Origin of the sequence: Campylobacter sp. CN_NE2 (genome assembly GCF_027797465.1) — a bacterium.
Classification (GTDB): Bacteria; Campylobacterota; Campylobacteria; order Campylobacterales; family Campylobacteraceae; genus Campylobacter_B.
This window is the reverse complement of record NZ_CP115608.1, coordinates 194,360-209,407: the sequence shown is the minus strand read 5'-3', so window position 1 is coordinate 209,407 and position 15,048 is coordinate 194,360. Positions and strand designations below refer to the sequence as shown.

General features: G+C 36.5%; 18 protein-coding genes. 9 read left to right on the top strand and 9 right to left on the bottom strand.

The window, feature by feature from the left end:
* Positions 1 to 21 precede the first annotated feature (21 nt).
* The 8 genes from ychF to folD are packed head-to-tail and all read right to left on the bottom strand — an operon-like array spanning position 22 to position 6,149.
* Positions 22 to 1,125: a redox-regulated ATPase YchF gene (ychF, locus tag PF028_RS01105; RefSeq protein WP_270860826.1), complete on the bottom strand. Its 1,104-nt coding sequence runs from the start codon at positions 1,123 to 1,125 to the stop codon at positions 22 to 24.
* Complete coding sequence (locus PF028_RS01100; protein ID WP_270860825.1) at positions 1,125 to 2,576, bottom strand: leucyl aminopeptidase; 1,452 nt, start codon at positions 2,574 to 2,576, stop codon at positions 1,125 to 1,127. The genes ychF and PF028_RS01100 overlap by 1 nt, the downstream gene beginning before the upstream one ends.
* A complete protein-coding gene (locus tag PF028_RS01095) occupies positions 2,554 to 3,168 on the bottom strand; it encodes a DedA family protein (RefSeq protein WP_270860824.1) in 615 nt (204 codons plus the stop codon). Before PF028_RS01095 ends, PF028_RS01100 begins: the two co-directional genes overlap by 23 nt.
* Positions 3,169 to 3,717 carry an adenine phosphoribosyltransferase gene (locus PF028_RS01090; protein ID WP_270860823.1) on the bottom strand — a complete coding sequence of 183 codons (549 nt, stop codon included), beginning with the start codon at positions 3,715 to 3,717 and terminating at the stop codon, positions 3,169 to 3,171.
* On the bottom strand, positions 3,714 to 3,983 hold the full coding sequence (locus tag PF028_RS01085) for a hypothetical protein (protein ID WP_270860822.1): 270 nt from the start codon (positions 3,981 to 3,983) through the stop codon (positions 3,714 to 3,716). The genes PF028_RS01090 and PF028_RS01085 overlap by 4 nt, the downstream gene beginning before the upstream one ends.
* The gene (gene rpiB, locus PF028_RS01080) at positions 3,977 to 4,426 is read right to left on the bottom strand and encodes a ribose 5-phosphate isomerase B (protein ID WP_270860821.1); all 450 of its coding nucleotides are present in this window, start codon (positions 4,424 to 4,426) and stop codon (positions 3,977 to 3,979) included. The genes PF028_RS01085 and rpiB overlap by 7 nt, the downstream gene beginning before the upstream one ends.
* Before the next feature lie 10 nt (positions 4,427 to 4,436).
* Positions 4,437 to 5,282 carry a signal peptidase I gene (lepB, locus tag PF028_RS01075; RefSeq protein WP_270860820.1) on the bottom strand — a complete coding sequence of 282 codons (846 nt, stop codon included), beginning with the start codon at positions 5,280 to 5,282 and terminating at the stop codon, positions 4,437 to 4,439.
* 12 nt (positions 5,283 to 5,294) lie between these two features.
* Positions 5,295 to 6,149 (bottom strand): bifunctional methylenetetrahydrofolate dehydrogenase/methenyltetrahydrofolate cyclohydrolase FolD, encoded by an 855-nt coding sequence (gene folD / locus PF028_RS01070; protein ID WP_270860819.1) that lies wholly within the window; start codon positions 6,147 to 6,149, stop codon positions 5,295 to 5,297.
* Between the two features lie 166 nt (positions 6,150 to 6,315).
* On the opposite strand from folD, the gene PF028_RS01065 reads away from it, so the two are divergent.
* The 5 genes from PF028_RS01065 to PF028_RS01045 all read left to right on the top strand — a co-directional run bounded on the left by PF028_RS01065 (position 6,316) and on the right by PF028_RS01045 (position 10,076).
* Positions 6,316 to 6,675 (top strand): c-type cytochrome, encoded by a 360-nt coding sequence (locus PF028_RS01065; RefSeq protein WP_270860818.1) that lies wholly within the window; start codon positions 6,316 to 6,318, stop codon positions 6,673 to 6,675.
* The gene (gene hemL, locus PF028_RS01060) at positions 6,672 to 7,943 is read left to right on the top strand and encodes a glutamate-1-semialdehyde 2,1-aminomutase (protein ID WP_270860817.1); all 1,272 of its coding nucleotides are present in this window, start codon (positions 6,672 to 6,674) and stop codon (positions 7,941 to 7,943) included. Before PF028_RS01065 ends, hemL begins: the two co-directional genes overlap by 4 nt.
* Positions 7,944 to 8,142: 199 nt before the next feature.
* On the top strand, positions 8,143 to 8,481 hold the full coding sequence (locus PF028_RS01055; RefSeq protein ID WP_270860816.1) for an AtpZ/AtpI family protein: 339 nt from the start codon (positions 8,143 to 8,145) through the stop codon (positions 8,479 to 8,481).
* The gene (locus tag PF028_RS01050) at positions 8,481 to 8,885 is read left to right on the top strand and encodes a hypothetical protein (protein WP_270860815.1); all 405 of its coding nucleotides are present in this window, start codon (positions 8,481 to 8,483) and stop codon (positions 8,883 to 8,885) included. The genes PF028_RS01055 and PF028_RS01050 overlap by 1 nt, the downstream gene beginning before the upstream one ends.
* A 45-nt stretch (positions 8,886 to 8,930) precedes the next feature.
* Positions 8,931 to 10,076, top strand: coding sequence for an MFS transporter (locus PF028_RS01045; RefSeq protein ID WP_270860814.1), 1,146 nt, complete (start codon positions 8,931 to 8,933; stop codon positions 10,074 to 10,076).
* A 19-nt stretch (positions 10,077 to 10,095) separates the two neighbouring features.
* Here PF028_RS01045 and PF028_RS01040 read toward each other — a convergent pair whose 3' ends face one another.
* Positions 10,096 to 11,289, bottom strand: a complete 1,194-nt coding sequence (locus tag PF028_RS01040; RefSeq protein ID WP_333720456.1) for an MFS transporter — start codon at positions 11,287 to 11,289, stop codon at positions 10,096 to 10,098.
* 122 nt (positions 11,290 to 11,411) lie between these two features.
* On the opposite strand from PF028_RS01040, the gene PF028_RS01035 reads away from it, so the two are divergent.
* From PF028_RS01035 to PF028_RS01020, 4 genes are read left to right on the top strand one after another with little or no spacing between them, the layout of a single operon-like run.
* Positions 11,412 to 12,326 carry an SPFH domain-containing protein gene (locus PF028_RS01035; RefSeq protein WP_270860812.1) on the top strand — a complete coding sequence of 305 codons (915 nt, stop codon included), beginning with the start codon at positions 11,412 to 11,414 and terminating at the stop codon, positions 12,324 to 12,326.
* On the top strand, positions 12,323 to 12,778 hold the full coding sequence (locus PF028_RS01030) for an NfeD family protein (protein ID WP_270860811.1): 456 nt from the start codon (positions 12,323 to 12,325) through the stop codon (positions 12,776 to 12,778). The genes PF028_RS01035 and PF028_RS01030 overlap by 4 nt, the downstream gene beginning before the upstream one ends.
* Positions 12,771 to 13,820: a dehypoxanthine futalosine cyclase gene (locus PF028_RS01025; RefSeq protein ID WP_270860810.1), complete on the top strand. Its 1,050-nt coding sequence runs from the start codon at positions 12,771 to 12,773 to the stop codon at positions 13,818 to 13,820. The genes PF028_RS01030 and PF028_RS01025 overlap by 8 nt, the downstream gene beginning before the upstream one ends.
* Before the next feature lie 10 nt (positions 13,821 to 13,830).
* Positions 13,831 to 15,048, top strand: coding sequence for a M16 family metallopeptidase (locus tag PF028_RS01020; protein WP_270860809.1), 1,218 nt, complete (start codon positions 13,831 to 13,833; stop codon positions 15,046 to 15,048).

Below are 15,048 nucleotides of genomic sequence, written 5' to 3'. Positions count from 1 at the left end.
GAACAAATTTACACTATAAATTTAAACATTAAACCTAAAATGCATCACATCGCCGTCATTTACGACATAGTCTTTGCCTTCGAGTCGCATTTTGCCGTTTTCTTTGGCGCCATTTTCACCGCCGAATTTAACAAAATCATCATAAGCAATGACTTCTGCTCTAATAAACCCCCGTTCAAAATCGTTATGGATAACACTTGCCGCTTTTGGGGCTTTCCAACCTTTTGTAATCGTCCAAGCACGAACTTCCATGACACCGGCTGTAAAATAGCTTATCAAATTTAATTTCGCAAATGCCGTCCTTATGATATGATCAAGTCCGCTTTCTTCTACGCCCAAGCTTTGGAGTAATTCTTTTGCTTCATCATCATCTAGACCGATTAGCTCTTCTTCGATTTTTGCGTTTAGCTTGATGACTTCGTGGTTGCTTTTTTTAGCAAATTCTTTGACTTTTTTAACAAATTCATTATCATTTTCAAGCCCTGCTTCATCGACATTTGCGCCATAAATGACCTCTTTTGCCGAAAGTAATCTTAGCTCTTTGTTTAAATTTGTAAAAATTTCATTTTCAAATTCGCTAAAACTTGACGCAGAATTTCCGTCGTTTAAATGTTTTAAAAGCAAATTTGCCATATCCAAGCTTTCTTTTGCACCTTTTGCATTTGCCCTTGCTTCTTTATTTAGGCGTTCTATTTTGCGAGTTAGTTGTTCTATGTCGGCTAAAATAAGCTCAGTGTTGATAATCTCAATATCACGGATCGGATCAATTCCTCCTTCAACATGAGTGATATTTCCGTCTTCAAAACAACGAACGATATGTAAGATAATCTCGCATTCACGGATATTTGCTAGGAATTTATTTCCTAAACCTTCGCCTTTACTAGCTCCTTTTACAAGCCCTGCAATGTCGGTAAATTCGATAACCGAGTTTTGAATTCGATTGGGATTAACGATTTTTGCCAATTCATTTAAACGCTTATCAGGCACGGCAACTACGGCTTTATTTGGCTCAATCGTGCAAAAAGGATAGTTTTGCGCTTGTGCGTTTTGTGCTTTGGTTAGTGCGTTAAATGTCGTTGATTTGCCGACATTTGGAAGTCCTACTATGCCTACTGATAATCCCATTATTTTTCCTTTGAAATAGCGTCTAAATAGTATAAATTTGCTCTTACGGCTGCACCTGTGGCACCGATTTGATTATAGCCCCATGCTTTTTCTAAATACGCAGGTCCGGCAATATCAAGGTGAAGCCATTTGTCTTTGTATTCATCTTTTATAAATTTATCAAGGAAAAGCCCTGCCGTGGTCGTTCCGCCGTATCTGCTAGAAGCTGTATTTGAAACATCGGCGATATTTGATTTGATAAGCTCCCTTAGATAATCATTAAATTCTAAAATTCCAAAAAGCTCACCGCTTGGCTTTGTAAGGCGTTTGTATTCTAGTTTAAATTCTTCATTGTTTCCTAAAAGCCCGATTGTGTATTCGCCTAGACCCACTACACAAGCTCCTGTTAGAGTTGCCATATCGATTAAAATATCAGGCTTTAACTCTTGTGCCCAGTCCAAGCAATCAGCCAAAACTAGCCTACCTTCTGCGTCTGTATTTCGCACTTCGATAGTAACGCCGCTGCGAGAAATAAGCACATCATCAGGCTTGTATGAATTTCCGCCTATCATATTTTCGGTTGCACCGATGACGGCGTGAATTTCAAACGGCAAATTTAGCTCAGCAGCTCCTTTTATGATACCCATTGCAGCCATTGCGCCACTTTTATCGCATTTCATCGTAAGCATATAATCGCTTGGTTTAAGGCTTAGCCCTCCGCTATCGTAAGTCAAGCCCTTGCCGACAAAAACAACTCGTTTTTTGCAAATTTGGGGCTTATAAGTTAGATGAATTAAGCGTGGCGGGTGGATTGAAGAGCGATTTACAGCCAAAAATGCGTTCATATTTTGATCTTTTAAGAAATTTTCATCATAAATTTTTACACTTACGCTGTCATAATTTGCCGCCAAAATTTCGGCATCACTAGCCATTTTTACAGGCGTGTAAATTTCTGGGATTTCATTTACGCCGTCTTTGACGAAATTTGCAGCATTTGCCATAATCTCGCCTTTTTTAAGCCCGTTTTGCGCTTTATCGAGTTTAATTTCATGGTTATTATACTCTTGTGTTGAGATTAGAATTTCATTTAGGCTGTATTTTTTCTTTTCGCTTTTATATTTGTTAAATTCATAACTACCCAAAAACACGCCCTCAGCCATCGCCATAAAGCTTTTTGTAGTGCAACCGCAAAGATACGAAGCGATTTTAAAATTTGAAATTTTATAGCTTTTTAGCGTGTTATACGCAGTGGCGATTGCTGAGCGAATTCTATCGAATTCTAGCGATTTTACGCCTACATAAAGTCTTCTACTCTCACTTAAAAGCAAATTTGCGCTTCCGTCGTATCCGAAAAACTCAAATTTATCCTTGTCTTTGATAAATTCGTGATCTAAATTTTTATTTACAACCAAAATAACTTCAAAATCAGCCTTAATGTCATCGATTTTTTCATTGATTAGTTTGATTTGCATATCTATCCTTTCTTAAATTCATAAAGTAATTTTCCATTTTTTTAAATCCATAAAAAATCAAAAATAAAAATCCGCAAACAATCGGAATTGCGATATACCAATGCTCTTCTGCCCAGCTTATAAAACGCCAAATTTGCTTTCCAAAATACCACGCCAAAATCATCGTTATCGCCGCCCAGCACCAAGCGCTTATTAAATTTATAAAAGCAAATTTTTTCGCACTATATCTAGTTAAGCCGATACTCATAGGGATTATCACACGAAATCCATACATATAGCGTTGCAAAAATATTATAGGCCAACCAAGCCGTTTAAGTAGCAAATGCGCTATGGCGAATTTTCTGCGTTGTTTAGCTAATTTTTTACCTATATAACTACGATTATATCTGCCGATATAAAAATAAAATTGATCTCCGCAAAATGCTCCAAGTCCTGCAATAAAAATTCCAAGCGCTAAATTTATATGCCCTTCGTGCGCTAAAATTCCACCCAAAATAAGCGCAATTTCGCCTTCTAACAAACACCAAACAAACAGAATTCCATAAGCGTAATTTTTATACTCAAAAAGAAGTTCTTTTAAAAAATCTTCCATTTAGCCCTCTAACACGCTATAAACTTTTGTAATTTTGCTTAATTTTTCAGAACCGCCAAGAGCCGGTAAATCCATCACAAAACACGCTTGGGCGCATATCGCTCCTGCTCTTTGTATAAGCTCGGCTGCGGCAAATGCCGTGCCGCCGGTGGCTATTAAATCATCTACTAATAAAACTTTTGCGTCTTTTGTATCTCTAAATGCGTCGATATGAATTTCGATTTGATCAAAGCCGTATTCAAGCGAGTATTTTTGTGAAATCGTTGTATATGGAAGTTTTTTTGGTTTTCTTATAGGCACAAAGCCCAAATTTAGGCGAGTAGCAAGTGCTGCGCCAAATATAAAACCCCTACTTTCAATCCCTGCGATATAGTCAAACCCTGCGTCTTTATACTTTGCTTCCAAATGGGACATTAAAAATTCAAACGCCTTTTTGTCATTTAATAAAGTAGTAATATCGCGAAACAAAATCCCTGCTTTTGGGTAATCTTTAATCTCTCTAATAGTGCTTAAAAGATATTTTTTGTCATTTTCGTTTAGTTCTTTCATTTTTCCTCTTTTTCTTTTAGAATTTTGTTTTCAAATTTAACTTTTGTATTTTGCAATTTCAAATCCATATTTGCACTATCTGCCTTTTCAAGAGCTTCAATACTTGTTTGCAAATTTGATTTTAGCTTTACGATTATATTTTCAAGCTCGGTTATTTTTTGATTTTTCTTTGAAATCTCATCTAACATTTTGCTATTTTTTCTAAATGCCAAAATCAAAAGCAATAAACAAAACAAAGAAAATACCGCTAAAACCAAATTTAACATAGACAACTCCCAAGTTTATTAACTCGCCTTTCGTGTCTGCCACCTGCAAATTCGGTGCTAAAAAACGCTTTTATCATGTCTTCTATAACGCCAGCTCCAACAACCCTAGCCCCAAAAGCTAAGACATTTGCGTCGTTGTGTTCTCTACTCATCGTCGCTGTAAAGCGATCATGGCATAACGCACAACGAATTTGCGGATTTCGATTTGCCGCCATTGAAATTCCTAATCCCGTGCCGCAAATTAAAATCCCAAAATTTCCTTCATCTTTTGAAACTTCATCGCACAAAGCCTTTGCAAAATCAGGATAATCAACGCTTATTTCAGGCGAATTTGCACCCAAATCGATCGGCTCAAAGCCCAAATTTTCTAAAATTTTCTTACTAATTTCTTTTGCTTCAAAAGCAGCGTGATCTCCTGCTATAAAAATCTTTTTAATCTGCATAAAACTCCCCTTAATCTTGCTCATAAATCAAACTTTCATCGGTTTGAAGTGTATCGGCAAATCGCCCAATGCGTTCCCAGCGAATAATCTTATTTTTATCCCAGCTAAAATAGACAAACCAAGGCTTTCCGACGATTAATTTATAAGGCACACAACCCCAAAAACGGCTATCGGCTGAGTCGTTTCTGTTATCTCCTATCATAAAAAACTCATCTTGTGGAATTTTTATATAAAAAGCGTTAAATTCCAAATTTTTCATCTTAAAACTATCGCCAAATTCTTTCACAATAATCGGCTTCATAGCTAACGAGCCGTTAAGTAGCGACATTTCGACATTTGCTAACATTTTATTTCTGCTATTTGGATTATAATTTATCCCTTTAAATTTATAAGGCTCTTTTACAAATTTTTGCCCCATAAGCGTTACAATGTCGTTTTTATCGTAGTTTTTTTCGATAAATTCATCGCCTTCGTGCGGACGAAGATAAAAGTTATTCAGATCAAAAATCACCTCATCGCCGCCGACTGCAAAATTTCGCTTTACAAAGTGAATTTTTGGATTTTGTGGCTCACGAAATACCACTATATCGCCCCTTTTTGGGCGTTCGCCATCTATTAAATGCCCGTTACCCTTAAAATCAGGCAAAACTGCCTTTTCTATCCACGGGATATGTGGCGTAGGAATTCCGTAACTAAATTTTTTCACAAATAAAAAGTCCCCAGGCAAAAGCGAGTGCTTCATCGAACCGCTTGGAATCACAAAAGCCTGTGCCACAAAAAATATCACAAATAAAACGATTAAAACCGTTCCCGTCCAGCTACTTGCAAAATTATAAATTTTCTTTAAAACGCCCATAAATTCGCTTTCTTAACGATTTTTATTTAGGCGATTTTTTGCCGAAGTAATCGTATTTTCTAGTAGCATAGCGATTGTCATGGGTCCAACGCCACCTGGAACTGGCGTGATAAAAGAGCATTTTTCTTTAACGCTGTCAAAATCAGCGTCCCCGACAAGGCGTCCATCTTCTAAGCGATTTATCCCAACATCGATTAGCACGGCGCCGTTTTTTACCATATCGGCAGTTACAAAAAACGGCTTTCCGATAGCTGCAACCAAAATATCGGCATTAGCGCAAATTTCTTTTAAATTTGCAGTTTTGCTGTGCGTTATCGTAACGGTTGCGTTCGCATTTAATAATAAATTTGCCATAGGCTTACCGACGATATTACTTCGTCCGATGATGACGGCGTTTTTACCGCTTACTTCGATGCCGTATTCTTTTAGTAGTCGCATAATGCCAAGCGGAGTGCAAGGCACAAAGCTATCTAATCCGCTTACTAAGCGACCCACATTTACGGCATGAAAGCCATCGACATCTTTTTTTGGATCGATTTTTTCTAAAACTTTGTTTGTGTTTATATGTTTTGGCAAAGGAAGTTGCACCAAAATGCCATCTACTGCGTCATCTTCATTTAAATTCGCAATCAAATCCAAAAGCATTTCTTCGCTTGTGTCTTTATCAAGGCGGTGCATGATTGAATTTATTTCGCATGAGATGCATGCTTTTTCTTTACTTGCGACATAAGTTTGACTTGCTTTATCATCCCCGACTAAAATAACTGCTAAGCCTGGTTTAACGCCTTTTGAAGCTAAATTTAGTGCTTCAAGTCTAACTTCTTCTTTGACTTTTTTTGAGATTTCTTTTCCGTCGATTATCGTCATTTTTAACCTTTTTTAGAATTTACAAACTTAATATAATATCCAAAGTTATAATAAAACTAGTTGAATTTTTAAAATTAAATTCATAAAATTTAACAAATTTAGAGTTATTTACCTACTTTTAAACTCAAAAATTATAATATTTTAAAAAAATTTAAAAAGTGAATTTATGCGAATTTTGATATTTTTATCTATTTTTTTAAGTGCGATTTTTGGCGAAAATTTTATAACCGAAGCCGAATACGGCGAACTTTTATACAAAAATCCACGCGGTATCGGTTGTAATAAATGTCATGGAACAAAAGGCGAAGGAAGCTTGATAGCAAAATACGGCGAATTTAATAAAACTTCGGGCGAATACTATGACACCGAGCTTGTCGCACCGCCTATAAACAAGCTTTCTTTGCAAGAATTTGCAGACGGGGTAACAAATTCAAAAGGGGTAATGCCAAGCTATTTTTTAACCAAAGATGAGATTATAATTCTTTACAAATTTATAAAAGATCTAAATAAGGAGAAGAAAAAATGACAAACCACAAAGCTTTTACTCAGGCACAAAAATTTATTCCCGGTGGCGTTGATTCGCCAGTGAGAGCATTTGGAAATGTAGGAAGTGAGCCGTTTTTTGTAAAAAAAGCAAAAGGAAGCTATATTTATGACATCGAAGGCAAAAAATATTTAGATTTTGTGCAAAGTTGGGGACCGCTGATTTTTGGACATTGTGATAAAGATATTCAAAAAGCCGTTATCAAAACAGCTAAAAACGGGCTTAGCTTTGGTGCTTCAAGTCCGTTAGAAACCGAACTTGCAAAACTAGTTCTTGGGAAATTTGATTATTTGGATAAAATTCGCTTTGTTTCAAGCGGCACGGAAGCTACGATGAGCGCAATCCGCCTAGCTCGCGGATTTAGCAAAAAAGATAAAATTATTAAATTTGAAGGTTGCTACCACGGACACAGCGACTCGCTTTTAGTGAAAGCAGGAAGCGGTGCGACAACTTTTGGAAATGCTAGTAGCGCAGGAGTTCCAGCTGACATCGCTAAAAATACCTATTTGGCGATTTATAACGATATTGATAGCGTAAAGGCGATTGTCGAAAAAGAAGAAATCGGCACAATCATCATCGAGCCAATCGCCGGAAATATGGGCTTGGTTCCTGCAAAAGCTGAGTTTTTAAAGGAACTTCGCAAAATTTGCGACGAGAAAAAAATAGTTTTGATTTTCGATGAAGTTATGAGCGGATTTAGAGCTAGCGCGCTTGGAAGTTACGGAATTTACGGCATTAAGGCTGATTTGGTAACTTTTGGCAAGGTTATCGGTGGCGGAATGCCGGTGGCTGCTTTTGCTGGGCGTGAAGAAATAATGAATTTAATAAGTCCGCTTGGCGGAGTTTATCAAGCAGGAACGCTAAGCGGAAATCCTGTCGCTATGGCAGCAGGAATCGCTTCGGTAAGTAAAATTTTTGCTTCAAAAAATCTTTACAAAAAGTTAGAAAATTTAGCAAATTTATTTATGGACGGATTAAAAGAAATCGCTAACAACAAAGGAATTCCTTTGCAAACTTGCGTAAGAGGCTCTATGTTTGGATATTTTTTCACTGAAAATCCTGTGCTAAACTACGCAGACGCCCTAAAATCAGACACAAAAACATTTGCCAAATTTCACGGAGCGATGATAAAAGAAGGCGTTTTTCTAGCCCCAAGCCAGTTTGAAACAGGCTTTATTTGTGCTAGTATGAACGAAAAAGAGATCGAATTTGCTTTGAAAAAAGCAAAAAAAGCGTTTGACAAATTATAAAAATTTGCTTGAATTTGCAAATTTCGTTTAATTTTGAAAAATTTTTGACGAGTATTTTCGAGCTATTTTTTGAGTTGTGCAGCAAAAACGAGCAAGGCTAGACAAGTTAGTCTGCCGAAGCGAAGTTTTTGCAAACTCTCAAAAAAGAGCCGAAAAGACGAAGTCAAAAAAAAGTCAAAGTCAAAAAAGGGAAAAATTTATGAGAGTAACAAAAAACTTAAACAAAGTAGTTCGTGGCGCAAACGCACTAAGTGTCGGAATTTCCGTTGTTGTTGCAGTGCTAATAGGCGTATTTTTAGGGATTTATTTTAGAAATTTAACAGGCTCAAATATAGCTTTTGTGATTTGCGTTTTATTTGGAATCGCAGCGGCTATTTTAAACATTTACAAAGCCTACAAAGCTTTGAGTGTCGATATGAGCGAGCTTGAAAACGACCCAAGATACAAAAATTATAAAACTCAAAACGCCGAATTTGACGATGATGAATGGGGCGAAAATTCGCAAAACGGCGAAAAGTCGCAAAATTCGGAAAAATAATGATAAAAAAAGTTTTAAAAATTTATCTTATTTTGGATTTGTTGCTTGTTTTAATTACGCCGTTTTTGGGATTAAAATGGCTTTTAAATTCGCAAATCGCCTTTGTTTGTGCTTTGCTTATCATTTTTGCCGCACACAAAAGCTATAAAAAACGGATAAATTTAGAGCTTTTAAGCGGAAAATACGACAATCTAGGCGAATTTGACGATGATGAAGAAAAGAAAAAAACTAGATTTTCTTTTACATTTTTTGCACCTTTAAAAATGCTAAGTTACGCATTTATGGCACTTTGCATTTATATTCTTGCTAAATTTAATCTTTTTTGGATTGTAGGTTTTTTAGCAGGAACCAGCATAATTCCGATTGGAACGCTCATCTTTTTATTAAAAAGCAAAGAAATTTAAACCCAAATTTATGCTAAAATTCGCCAAAATTTACAAAGGAAATTATTGCAAAGTAGCAAAAGAGCGATAAAAATTTTAACTCCGCTATTTTTGAGTGCTGAGCTAATGTTTATCGGAGAAGCCATAGTTTTAGCTTCTGTCGGAATTATTTTAAAAGCTTCAAATATCGGCGAATTCACTATCGGTTTGGTTTCATCTTTTTATTTTTTAGGTGCTATTTTTTGCACTTTTTTTATAAGCAATATCATTTCTAAAATCGGACACGCTCGTGCTTATACACTATTTTCTGCGATTTTTGCTATAAGTGCGCTACTTCATGCCTTAAATCAAAATCTTATTTACTGGGCATTTTTGCGTTTTATGCTTGGATTATCGTATTATAGTTTGGTTATTATTATTGAAATTTGGATAAATTCAAAGATTTCAAATCAAATTCGCTCTCGTGTTTTGGCTTGTTACGAGGTAGTTTTTTATTCAGCCTTTGCGATTGGAACGCTTATTTTAGGTCTAAATTTAAGCCCTACGGCAATTTTCATTTTTAGCGGAATTTTTATAATTTTAGGACTTATTCCGCTAAATATTTTTAAAAATAAACAACCGCCACTCCCACAAACTAAAAAAATAAAAATTCCAAATATTTTTAAAATCGCTCCGCTTGCCTTAGCGACGAGTTTAAGCGGTGGAATTTTGATCAACGGATTTTTAAGCATGGCAAGTGTTTTTATTTTGTCTTTGGGTTTTGGCGTTAAAGAAGTTTCTCTTTTTATCGCACTTGCGACCATCGGCGGTCTTGTTTCACACATATTTTTTGGATTTTTTAGTGATAAATTTGGCAGAAAATTTGCTATTATGGGCGTTTGCGTTTTAGGAATTTTAACTTCAATCTTATCTTTATTTTTTAGCCAAAATTTAAGCGTTATGTGGGTTTTAGCGTTCTTTTTAGGTGGCGGGATTTTCCCGCTTTATTCCCTAGCTCTTGCAAGAGCAAACGATGTCATCAAAGATAAAAAACTAATCGCAGATGCTTCGGCTGCACTAATGCTTGGGTATTCGACCGCTTCATTTATATCACCTGTGATTTTAGGAAGTGCAATGCAAATTTTTGGCGCAAAAGGATTTAATATAATTTATATTATCACCCTTAGCGCACTTTTTATATTTGCAACCTTCCAAAAAAATATAAAAAACTAAAAAATTTATCAAATCCGATCTAGTTTTGCAAATATTTATCATAAACAAATTTATAGTAAAATCCTGCCACTAAAAAGCAACCAGCCATAATCATCGTTATCGCAGATAAACTAACTCCAAATTCAAATAAAAATCCGATTGCCGCCGAAGTTACGGCTGAGACGATAAAAAATAGCATATCATTATACGCTATTACGCGTCCCAAAAATTCGTCATCACAGTGGTGTTGCAAACGAGTAAAGGTATAAGACCAAAGTGCCGTTATGCAAAAACCGGCTGCCGCAATACCGATAAATGAGATATAAAAATTAAACTGAAACACTCCCCACAAGGCGATTCCCACAAACTGCCCGATAAAAAGCCAAAAAAGAATTTTATCGTTTAGGTATTTTGACAACACAACCTGCCCGACCATAGAAAACGCTGCCCTTGCCATATTTATAAAGCCGATTATGAGAGCAGCACTCATAATGCCTTTGTATTTATAATCTGCCAAAAGCGCAACCAAAGCATCATAGCTAGTAACTCCCACAAACGCATGAAGCACCATAAAATGCACCACCACAGGATTTTTACGCAGATAGATTAGCCCTTCTTTTAGCATTTGAACCGCTTTTGCCGTGCTTTTTGGCAAGATATGTTTTAAATTTAAATTTAATAAAATAAAAAATGACACAAAATAAAGCACAAAGTCAAAAATAAACGCCATTTTCACGCCAAAATAGTGTATAAAAATCCCCGCTATACCCATACCGATAGTATATGAAACCGACCAAAGCATACCAAACATCTCATTTGCGAGTTTGAGATTTTTTTTGGTTAAAATTTTTGGAAGCATACTCATCGCTGCTTGAAAATAGAGCGTCCCCGCACCAGAGCGTAAAAAAATCATCAAAAATAAAAGCCAAAGCAAATCAAGGCTATCAATGAAAATCAAAGGCAAAACGCTGATAGTTTCGATTAAAAACATACTTACCATTAGGGGTTTTGGACGAAATTTATCGACAATTATGCCATTAATCGGAGCTAAAAAAATATTTGGCACAAAAGCTAACGCAGCACACGCCGTAATCGCCCAAACAGGCGCACCAAGCTCAATCAAAAGCGTAAAAATGCCCGTATGCGAAAACCAAACGCCAAAGCTACAAATAAAACTAACAATGGTAAAAAGTCTGAAATTTCGGCTATAACGCAAAAGCGCAATGTATTTAATCATCAAATTCCTTTTAAATTCAAGCAATTTTAGCCAAATTTGGCTTAATTTTTTTGATAAAATTTTGCAATAAGCATTTAAATGGTATAATCTCCAAATTTAAATTCACTAGGAGAAAAATTATGGAAGGATTTGCAGTATTTGTCGTTTTAATCGTCTTTTTGGTTGTAGCTATTTTAAAGCTAGGTATCAAAATCGTCTCACAATCTGAAATTATGATTATAGAGCGGCTCGGTCGCTTTCACAAGGTTTTAGACGGCGGATTTCATGTCATAGTGCCGTTTTTTGATAGCGTAAGGGCAAGAATGAGCGTTAGAGAGCAGCTCGTCGATATTTCTAAACAACAAGTCATCACAAAAGATAATGTCAATATCGCAGTCGATGGAATCGTATTTCTAAAAGTAATCGACGGAAAAATGGCACTTTATAATGTCGAAGATTACCGCAAAGCCATTTCAAATTTGGCTATGACTACACTAAGGTCGGCAATCGGCGAAATGAGCCTAGATCAAACACTTTCAAGCAGGGATCAACTCAACTCAAAACTCCAAATCGCTCTTGGCGACGCAGCCGATAACTGGGGCGTAAAGATAATGAGAGTGGAGATTTCAGAAATCTCCGTGCCAAAAGGTATCGAAGATGCGATGAATTTGCAAATGAAAGCAGAACGCGAAAAACGCGCAATCGAGCTTAAAGCAGAAGCCGAAAAAGCAGCCCTTATCCGCAACGCAGAAGCCCTAAAACAAGAAAAAGTCCTTGAAGCAGAAGCGATTGAACGCATGGCAGATGCGAAAAAATACGAGCAAATCGCCCTAGCAGAAGGTCAAAAAGAAGCTATGAATAATATCAATATGGCTATGGCAAATTCAAAATTTGCAGCCGAATACCTGCTAACACAAGGTCGCATTGAAGCCTTTAACGAACTAGCCAAAAACGGCTCAAAAGATAAAATTTTAGTGCCTTACGAAACTAGCGAACTTATCGGCTCGCTAAGCGTTATTAAAGAATTTTTAAGTAGCAAAAAAGAGACAAAATGAGTGCGTGGATTTTTATAGCTTTGGGCATTATTTTTATCATCGCAGAAGTTCTATTTATGGACTTTACGCTTATATTTTTTGGGATTGGATTTTTAAGCGTTGGAATTTTAAGCTTTTTTGTTGATTTTTCGTGGCAAATTCAGCTCTTACTTGCTGCTGTGCTTTCGATAGTGCTTTTAGTAATGCTAAAAAAACGCATAAAAGCAGCATTTTTCAAATCAAAAGAAAAACTAGAAGACAATTTTTTAGATGAAAGTGGCGTTGGCGAGATCAAAAACGGCATGGTTTATTATAAAAGCACATTTTGGAAAAGCGATGAAATAGCAAATTTAGCTGACGGCGAAAAAGTGCGAGTAAAGGGCGTAAAAAACGGACAAATCGTGCTTGAATTTGACGGCTCGAATACCAACGGCTCGGTCGCTGACACCCAAAACAAGGGCGAAAATGAGTAGATTAAGCAAGGAAGAAGCTCTAAATTTAATCAAAAATGCCCCTTTGCACGAGCTTGGGGCTATGGCGTATGAAAAAAAATTAGCTCTTCACCCAGAAAAAATCACGACTTTTGTCGTCGATCGCAACATTAACTACACAAATATTTGCTTTGTGGATTGCAAATTTTGCGCGTTTTGTCGCAAAATAGGTGCAAAAGATGCCTATATTTTAAGCTTTGATGAGATCGATGAAAAAATCGATGAACTAATCGCAATCGGCGGGACACAAATCCTTTTCCAAGGCGGCGTTCATCCGAAACTAAAAATTGATTGGTATGAAAATTTAGTCGCTCACATAGCCCAAAAATACCCGCAAATCACGATTCATGGCTTTTCTGCAATCGAGATTGATTATATCGCTAAGATTTCAAATTTAACGCACAAAGAAGTTTTATCTAGGCTTGAAAGCAAGGGGCTTTACTCAATTCCCGGAGCCGGAGCTGAGATTTTAAGCGATAGAGTTAGGGACATAATCTCGCCCAAAAAAATCGGAGCAGACAGTTGGCTAGGCGTGCATAAAGCCGCCCACGAAATAGGCATGAAAACCACAGCCACGATGATGTTTGGCACGGTCGAAACAGATGAAGAAATCATCGAACACTGGGAAAAACTGCGAAATTTGCAAGATGAAACAGGCGGATTTAGAGCTTTTATCTCGTGGAGTTTTCAATCAGCAAACACAAAACTAATCGCCGAGCACCCAGAAATCAAAAAAACAAGCTCAAATCGCTATTTAAGGCTTTTAGCTGTGGCAAGGCTGTTTTTGGATAATTTCAAAAATATCCAAAGCTCGTGGGTTACGCAAGGAAGTTATATCGGGCAACTCGCACTTAAATTTGGCGCAAATGATTTGGGTTCGACCATGATGGAAGAAAATGTCGTAAAAGCCGCCGGTGCGAGTTTTCGCATGAGCCAAAACGAAATGATAAGCTTAATCAAAGACATCGGCGAAATCCCAGCCAAACGCAACACAAACTATGATATTTTAGAAATTTACAAATAACGGAAAAACTATGGAAAAATACGAAATTTCGGTAAAAAACACAAAAATCGATGTGCTTTATGAATTTGACAAATCGCTTCCTGTGGTGCAATTTAAGCTGATTTTTAAAAATGTCGGCTCACTTGGCGAAAAAATCGAAGGTCTAGGCAAACTAACTTCAAATTTGCTAAAAGAAGGGACAAAAACGCTCGGCGGTAGCGAATTTGCAAGACTTCTTGATATAAAAGCAAGTTCGATTTTTTCTTACTGCGAAAACGATAAATTTGTCATAAATTTAAGCTCATTAAAAGAGCATTTTAAATTTAGCCTTGAAATGCTTACTAAATTGCTACAAGAGCCGAATTTAACGCAATCCGTGCTAGAAAAAATCAAAACCGAAATGCTCGGTGAAATCGCAATGCTAAAAACCGAATTTGACTACATAGCAAATATAAATTTGCAAAAAATGCTATTTAAAGGCACTTTGCTGGGTAATGACTCAAACGGAAATGAAGAAAGTATCGCTAAAATCACGCTTGATGATGTAAGAGATTTTTTAGGAAATTTATGTTTAGAAAATTTAGCCGTTGTTTTGTGTGGAGATAGCGAATTTAGCGAAGATGATATAAAAAAAGTTTTGCAAATTTTGCCAAATTCAAAAAAACATAAACTACCGTTTTACGAAGCAAACGACGAGTGCGAAAGTAAAGAAATTTACGAAGATAGCGAACAAGCCTATATTTACTTTGGTTCGCCTTTTTATGTGGATAAAAATGAAGAATTTATCGCTAAAACGGCACTTTTCGTGCTAGGAAGTAGCGGTTTTGGAAGTAGGCTTTTAGAAGAAATTCGCGTAAAGCGAGGTTTGGCATACTCAGCCTATGCAAGAGCCGATTTTAGCCTATTTGCTAGAAAATTTTCAGGTTATTTGCAAACCAAAAATGAAAGCAAAAACGAAGCAATCGCCGTTGTGCGTGATGAAATCGCTAAATTTGTCAAATTTGGCGTAAATTCTGACGAGCTAGAACAAGCCAAAAAATTCCTTTTAGGAAGTGCAGTTTTGCAAAAAGAAACTATGTTTAAAAGGGTTGGTATTTTAGTCGATGAGTATTTAAGGGGCTATGAATTTGGCGAATTTGAGCGGAATTTAGAGCGTATAAAAGCCCTAAATTTAGATGATTTGAATAAATTTATAAAATCTCACGATGAAATTTGCAAACTTAGTTTTTGCGTGGTTTGCAAAAAATAA

What these genes read in the sequence shown, in the direction of transcription:
- ychF (WP_270860826.1), bottom strand. Translation starts at nt 1,125, where the DNA reads ATGGGATTATCAGTAGGCATAGTAGGACTTCCAAATGTCGGCAAATCA.
- PF028_RS01100 (WP_270860825.1), bottom strand. Translation starts at nt 2,576, where the DNA reads ATGCAAATCAAACTAATCAATGAAAAAATCGATGACATTAAGGCTGAT.
- PF028_RS01095 (WP_270860824.1), bottom strand. Translation starts at nt 3,168, where the DNA reads ATGGAAGATTTTTTAAAAGAACTTCTTTTTGAGTATAAAAATTACGCT.
- PF028_RS01090 (WP_270860823.1), bottom strand. Translation starts at nt 3,717, where the DNA reads ATGAAAGAACTAAACGAAAATGACAAAAAATATCTTTTAAGCACTATT.
- PF028_RS01085 (WP_270860822.1), bottom strand. Translation starts at nt 3,983, where the DNA reads ATGTTAAATTTGGTTTTAGCGGTATTTTCTTTGTTTTGTTTATTGCTT.
- rpiB (WP_270860821.1), bottom strand. Translation starts at nt 4,426, where the DNA reads ATGCAGATTAAAAAGATTTTTATAGCAGGAGATCACGCTGCTTTTGAA.
- lepB (WP_270860820.1), bottom strand. Translation starts at nt 5,282, where the DNA reads ATGGGCGTTTTAAAGAAAATTTATAATTTTGCAAGTAGCTGGACGGGA.
- folD (WP_270860819.1), bottom strand. Translation starts at nt 6,149, where the DNA reads ATGACGATAATCGACGGAAAAGAAATCTCAAAAAAAGTCAAAGAAGAA.
- PF028_RS01065 (WP_270860818.1), top strand. Translation starts at nt 6,316, where the DNA reads ATGCGAATTTTGATATTTTTATCTATTTTTTTAAGTGCGATTTTTGGC.
- hemL (WP_270860817.1), top strand. Translation starts at nt 6,672, where the DNA reads ATGACAAACCACAAAGCTTTTACTCAGGCACAAAAATTTATTCCCGGT.
- PF028_RS01055 (WP_270860816.1), top strand. Translation starts at nt 8,143, where the DNA reads ATGAGAGTAACAAAAAACTTAAACAAAGTAGTTCGTGGCGCAAACGCA.
- PF028_RS01050 (WP_270860815.1), top strand. Translation starts at nt 8,481, where the DNA reads ATGATAAAAAAAGTTTTAAAAATTTATCTTATTTTGGATTTGTTGCTT.
- PF028_RS01035 (WP_270860812.1), top strand. Translation starts at nt 11,412, where the DNA reads ATGGAAGGATTTGCAGTATTTGTCGTTTTAATCGTCTTTTTGGTTGTA.
- PF028_RS01030 (WP_270860811.1), top strand. Translation starts at nt 12,323, where the DNA reads ATGAGTGCGTGGATTTTTATAGCTTTGGGCATTATTTTTATCATCGCA.
- PF028_RS01025 (WP_270860810.1), top strand. Translation starts at nt 12,771, where the DNA reads ATGAGTAGATTAAGCAAGGAAGAAGCTCTAAATTTAATCAAAAATGCC.
- PF028_RS01020 (WP_270860809.1), top strand. Translation starts at nt 13,831, where the DNA reads ATGGAAAAATACGAAATTTCGGTAAAAAACACAAAAATCGATGTGCTT.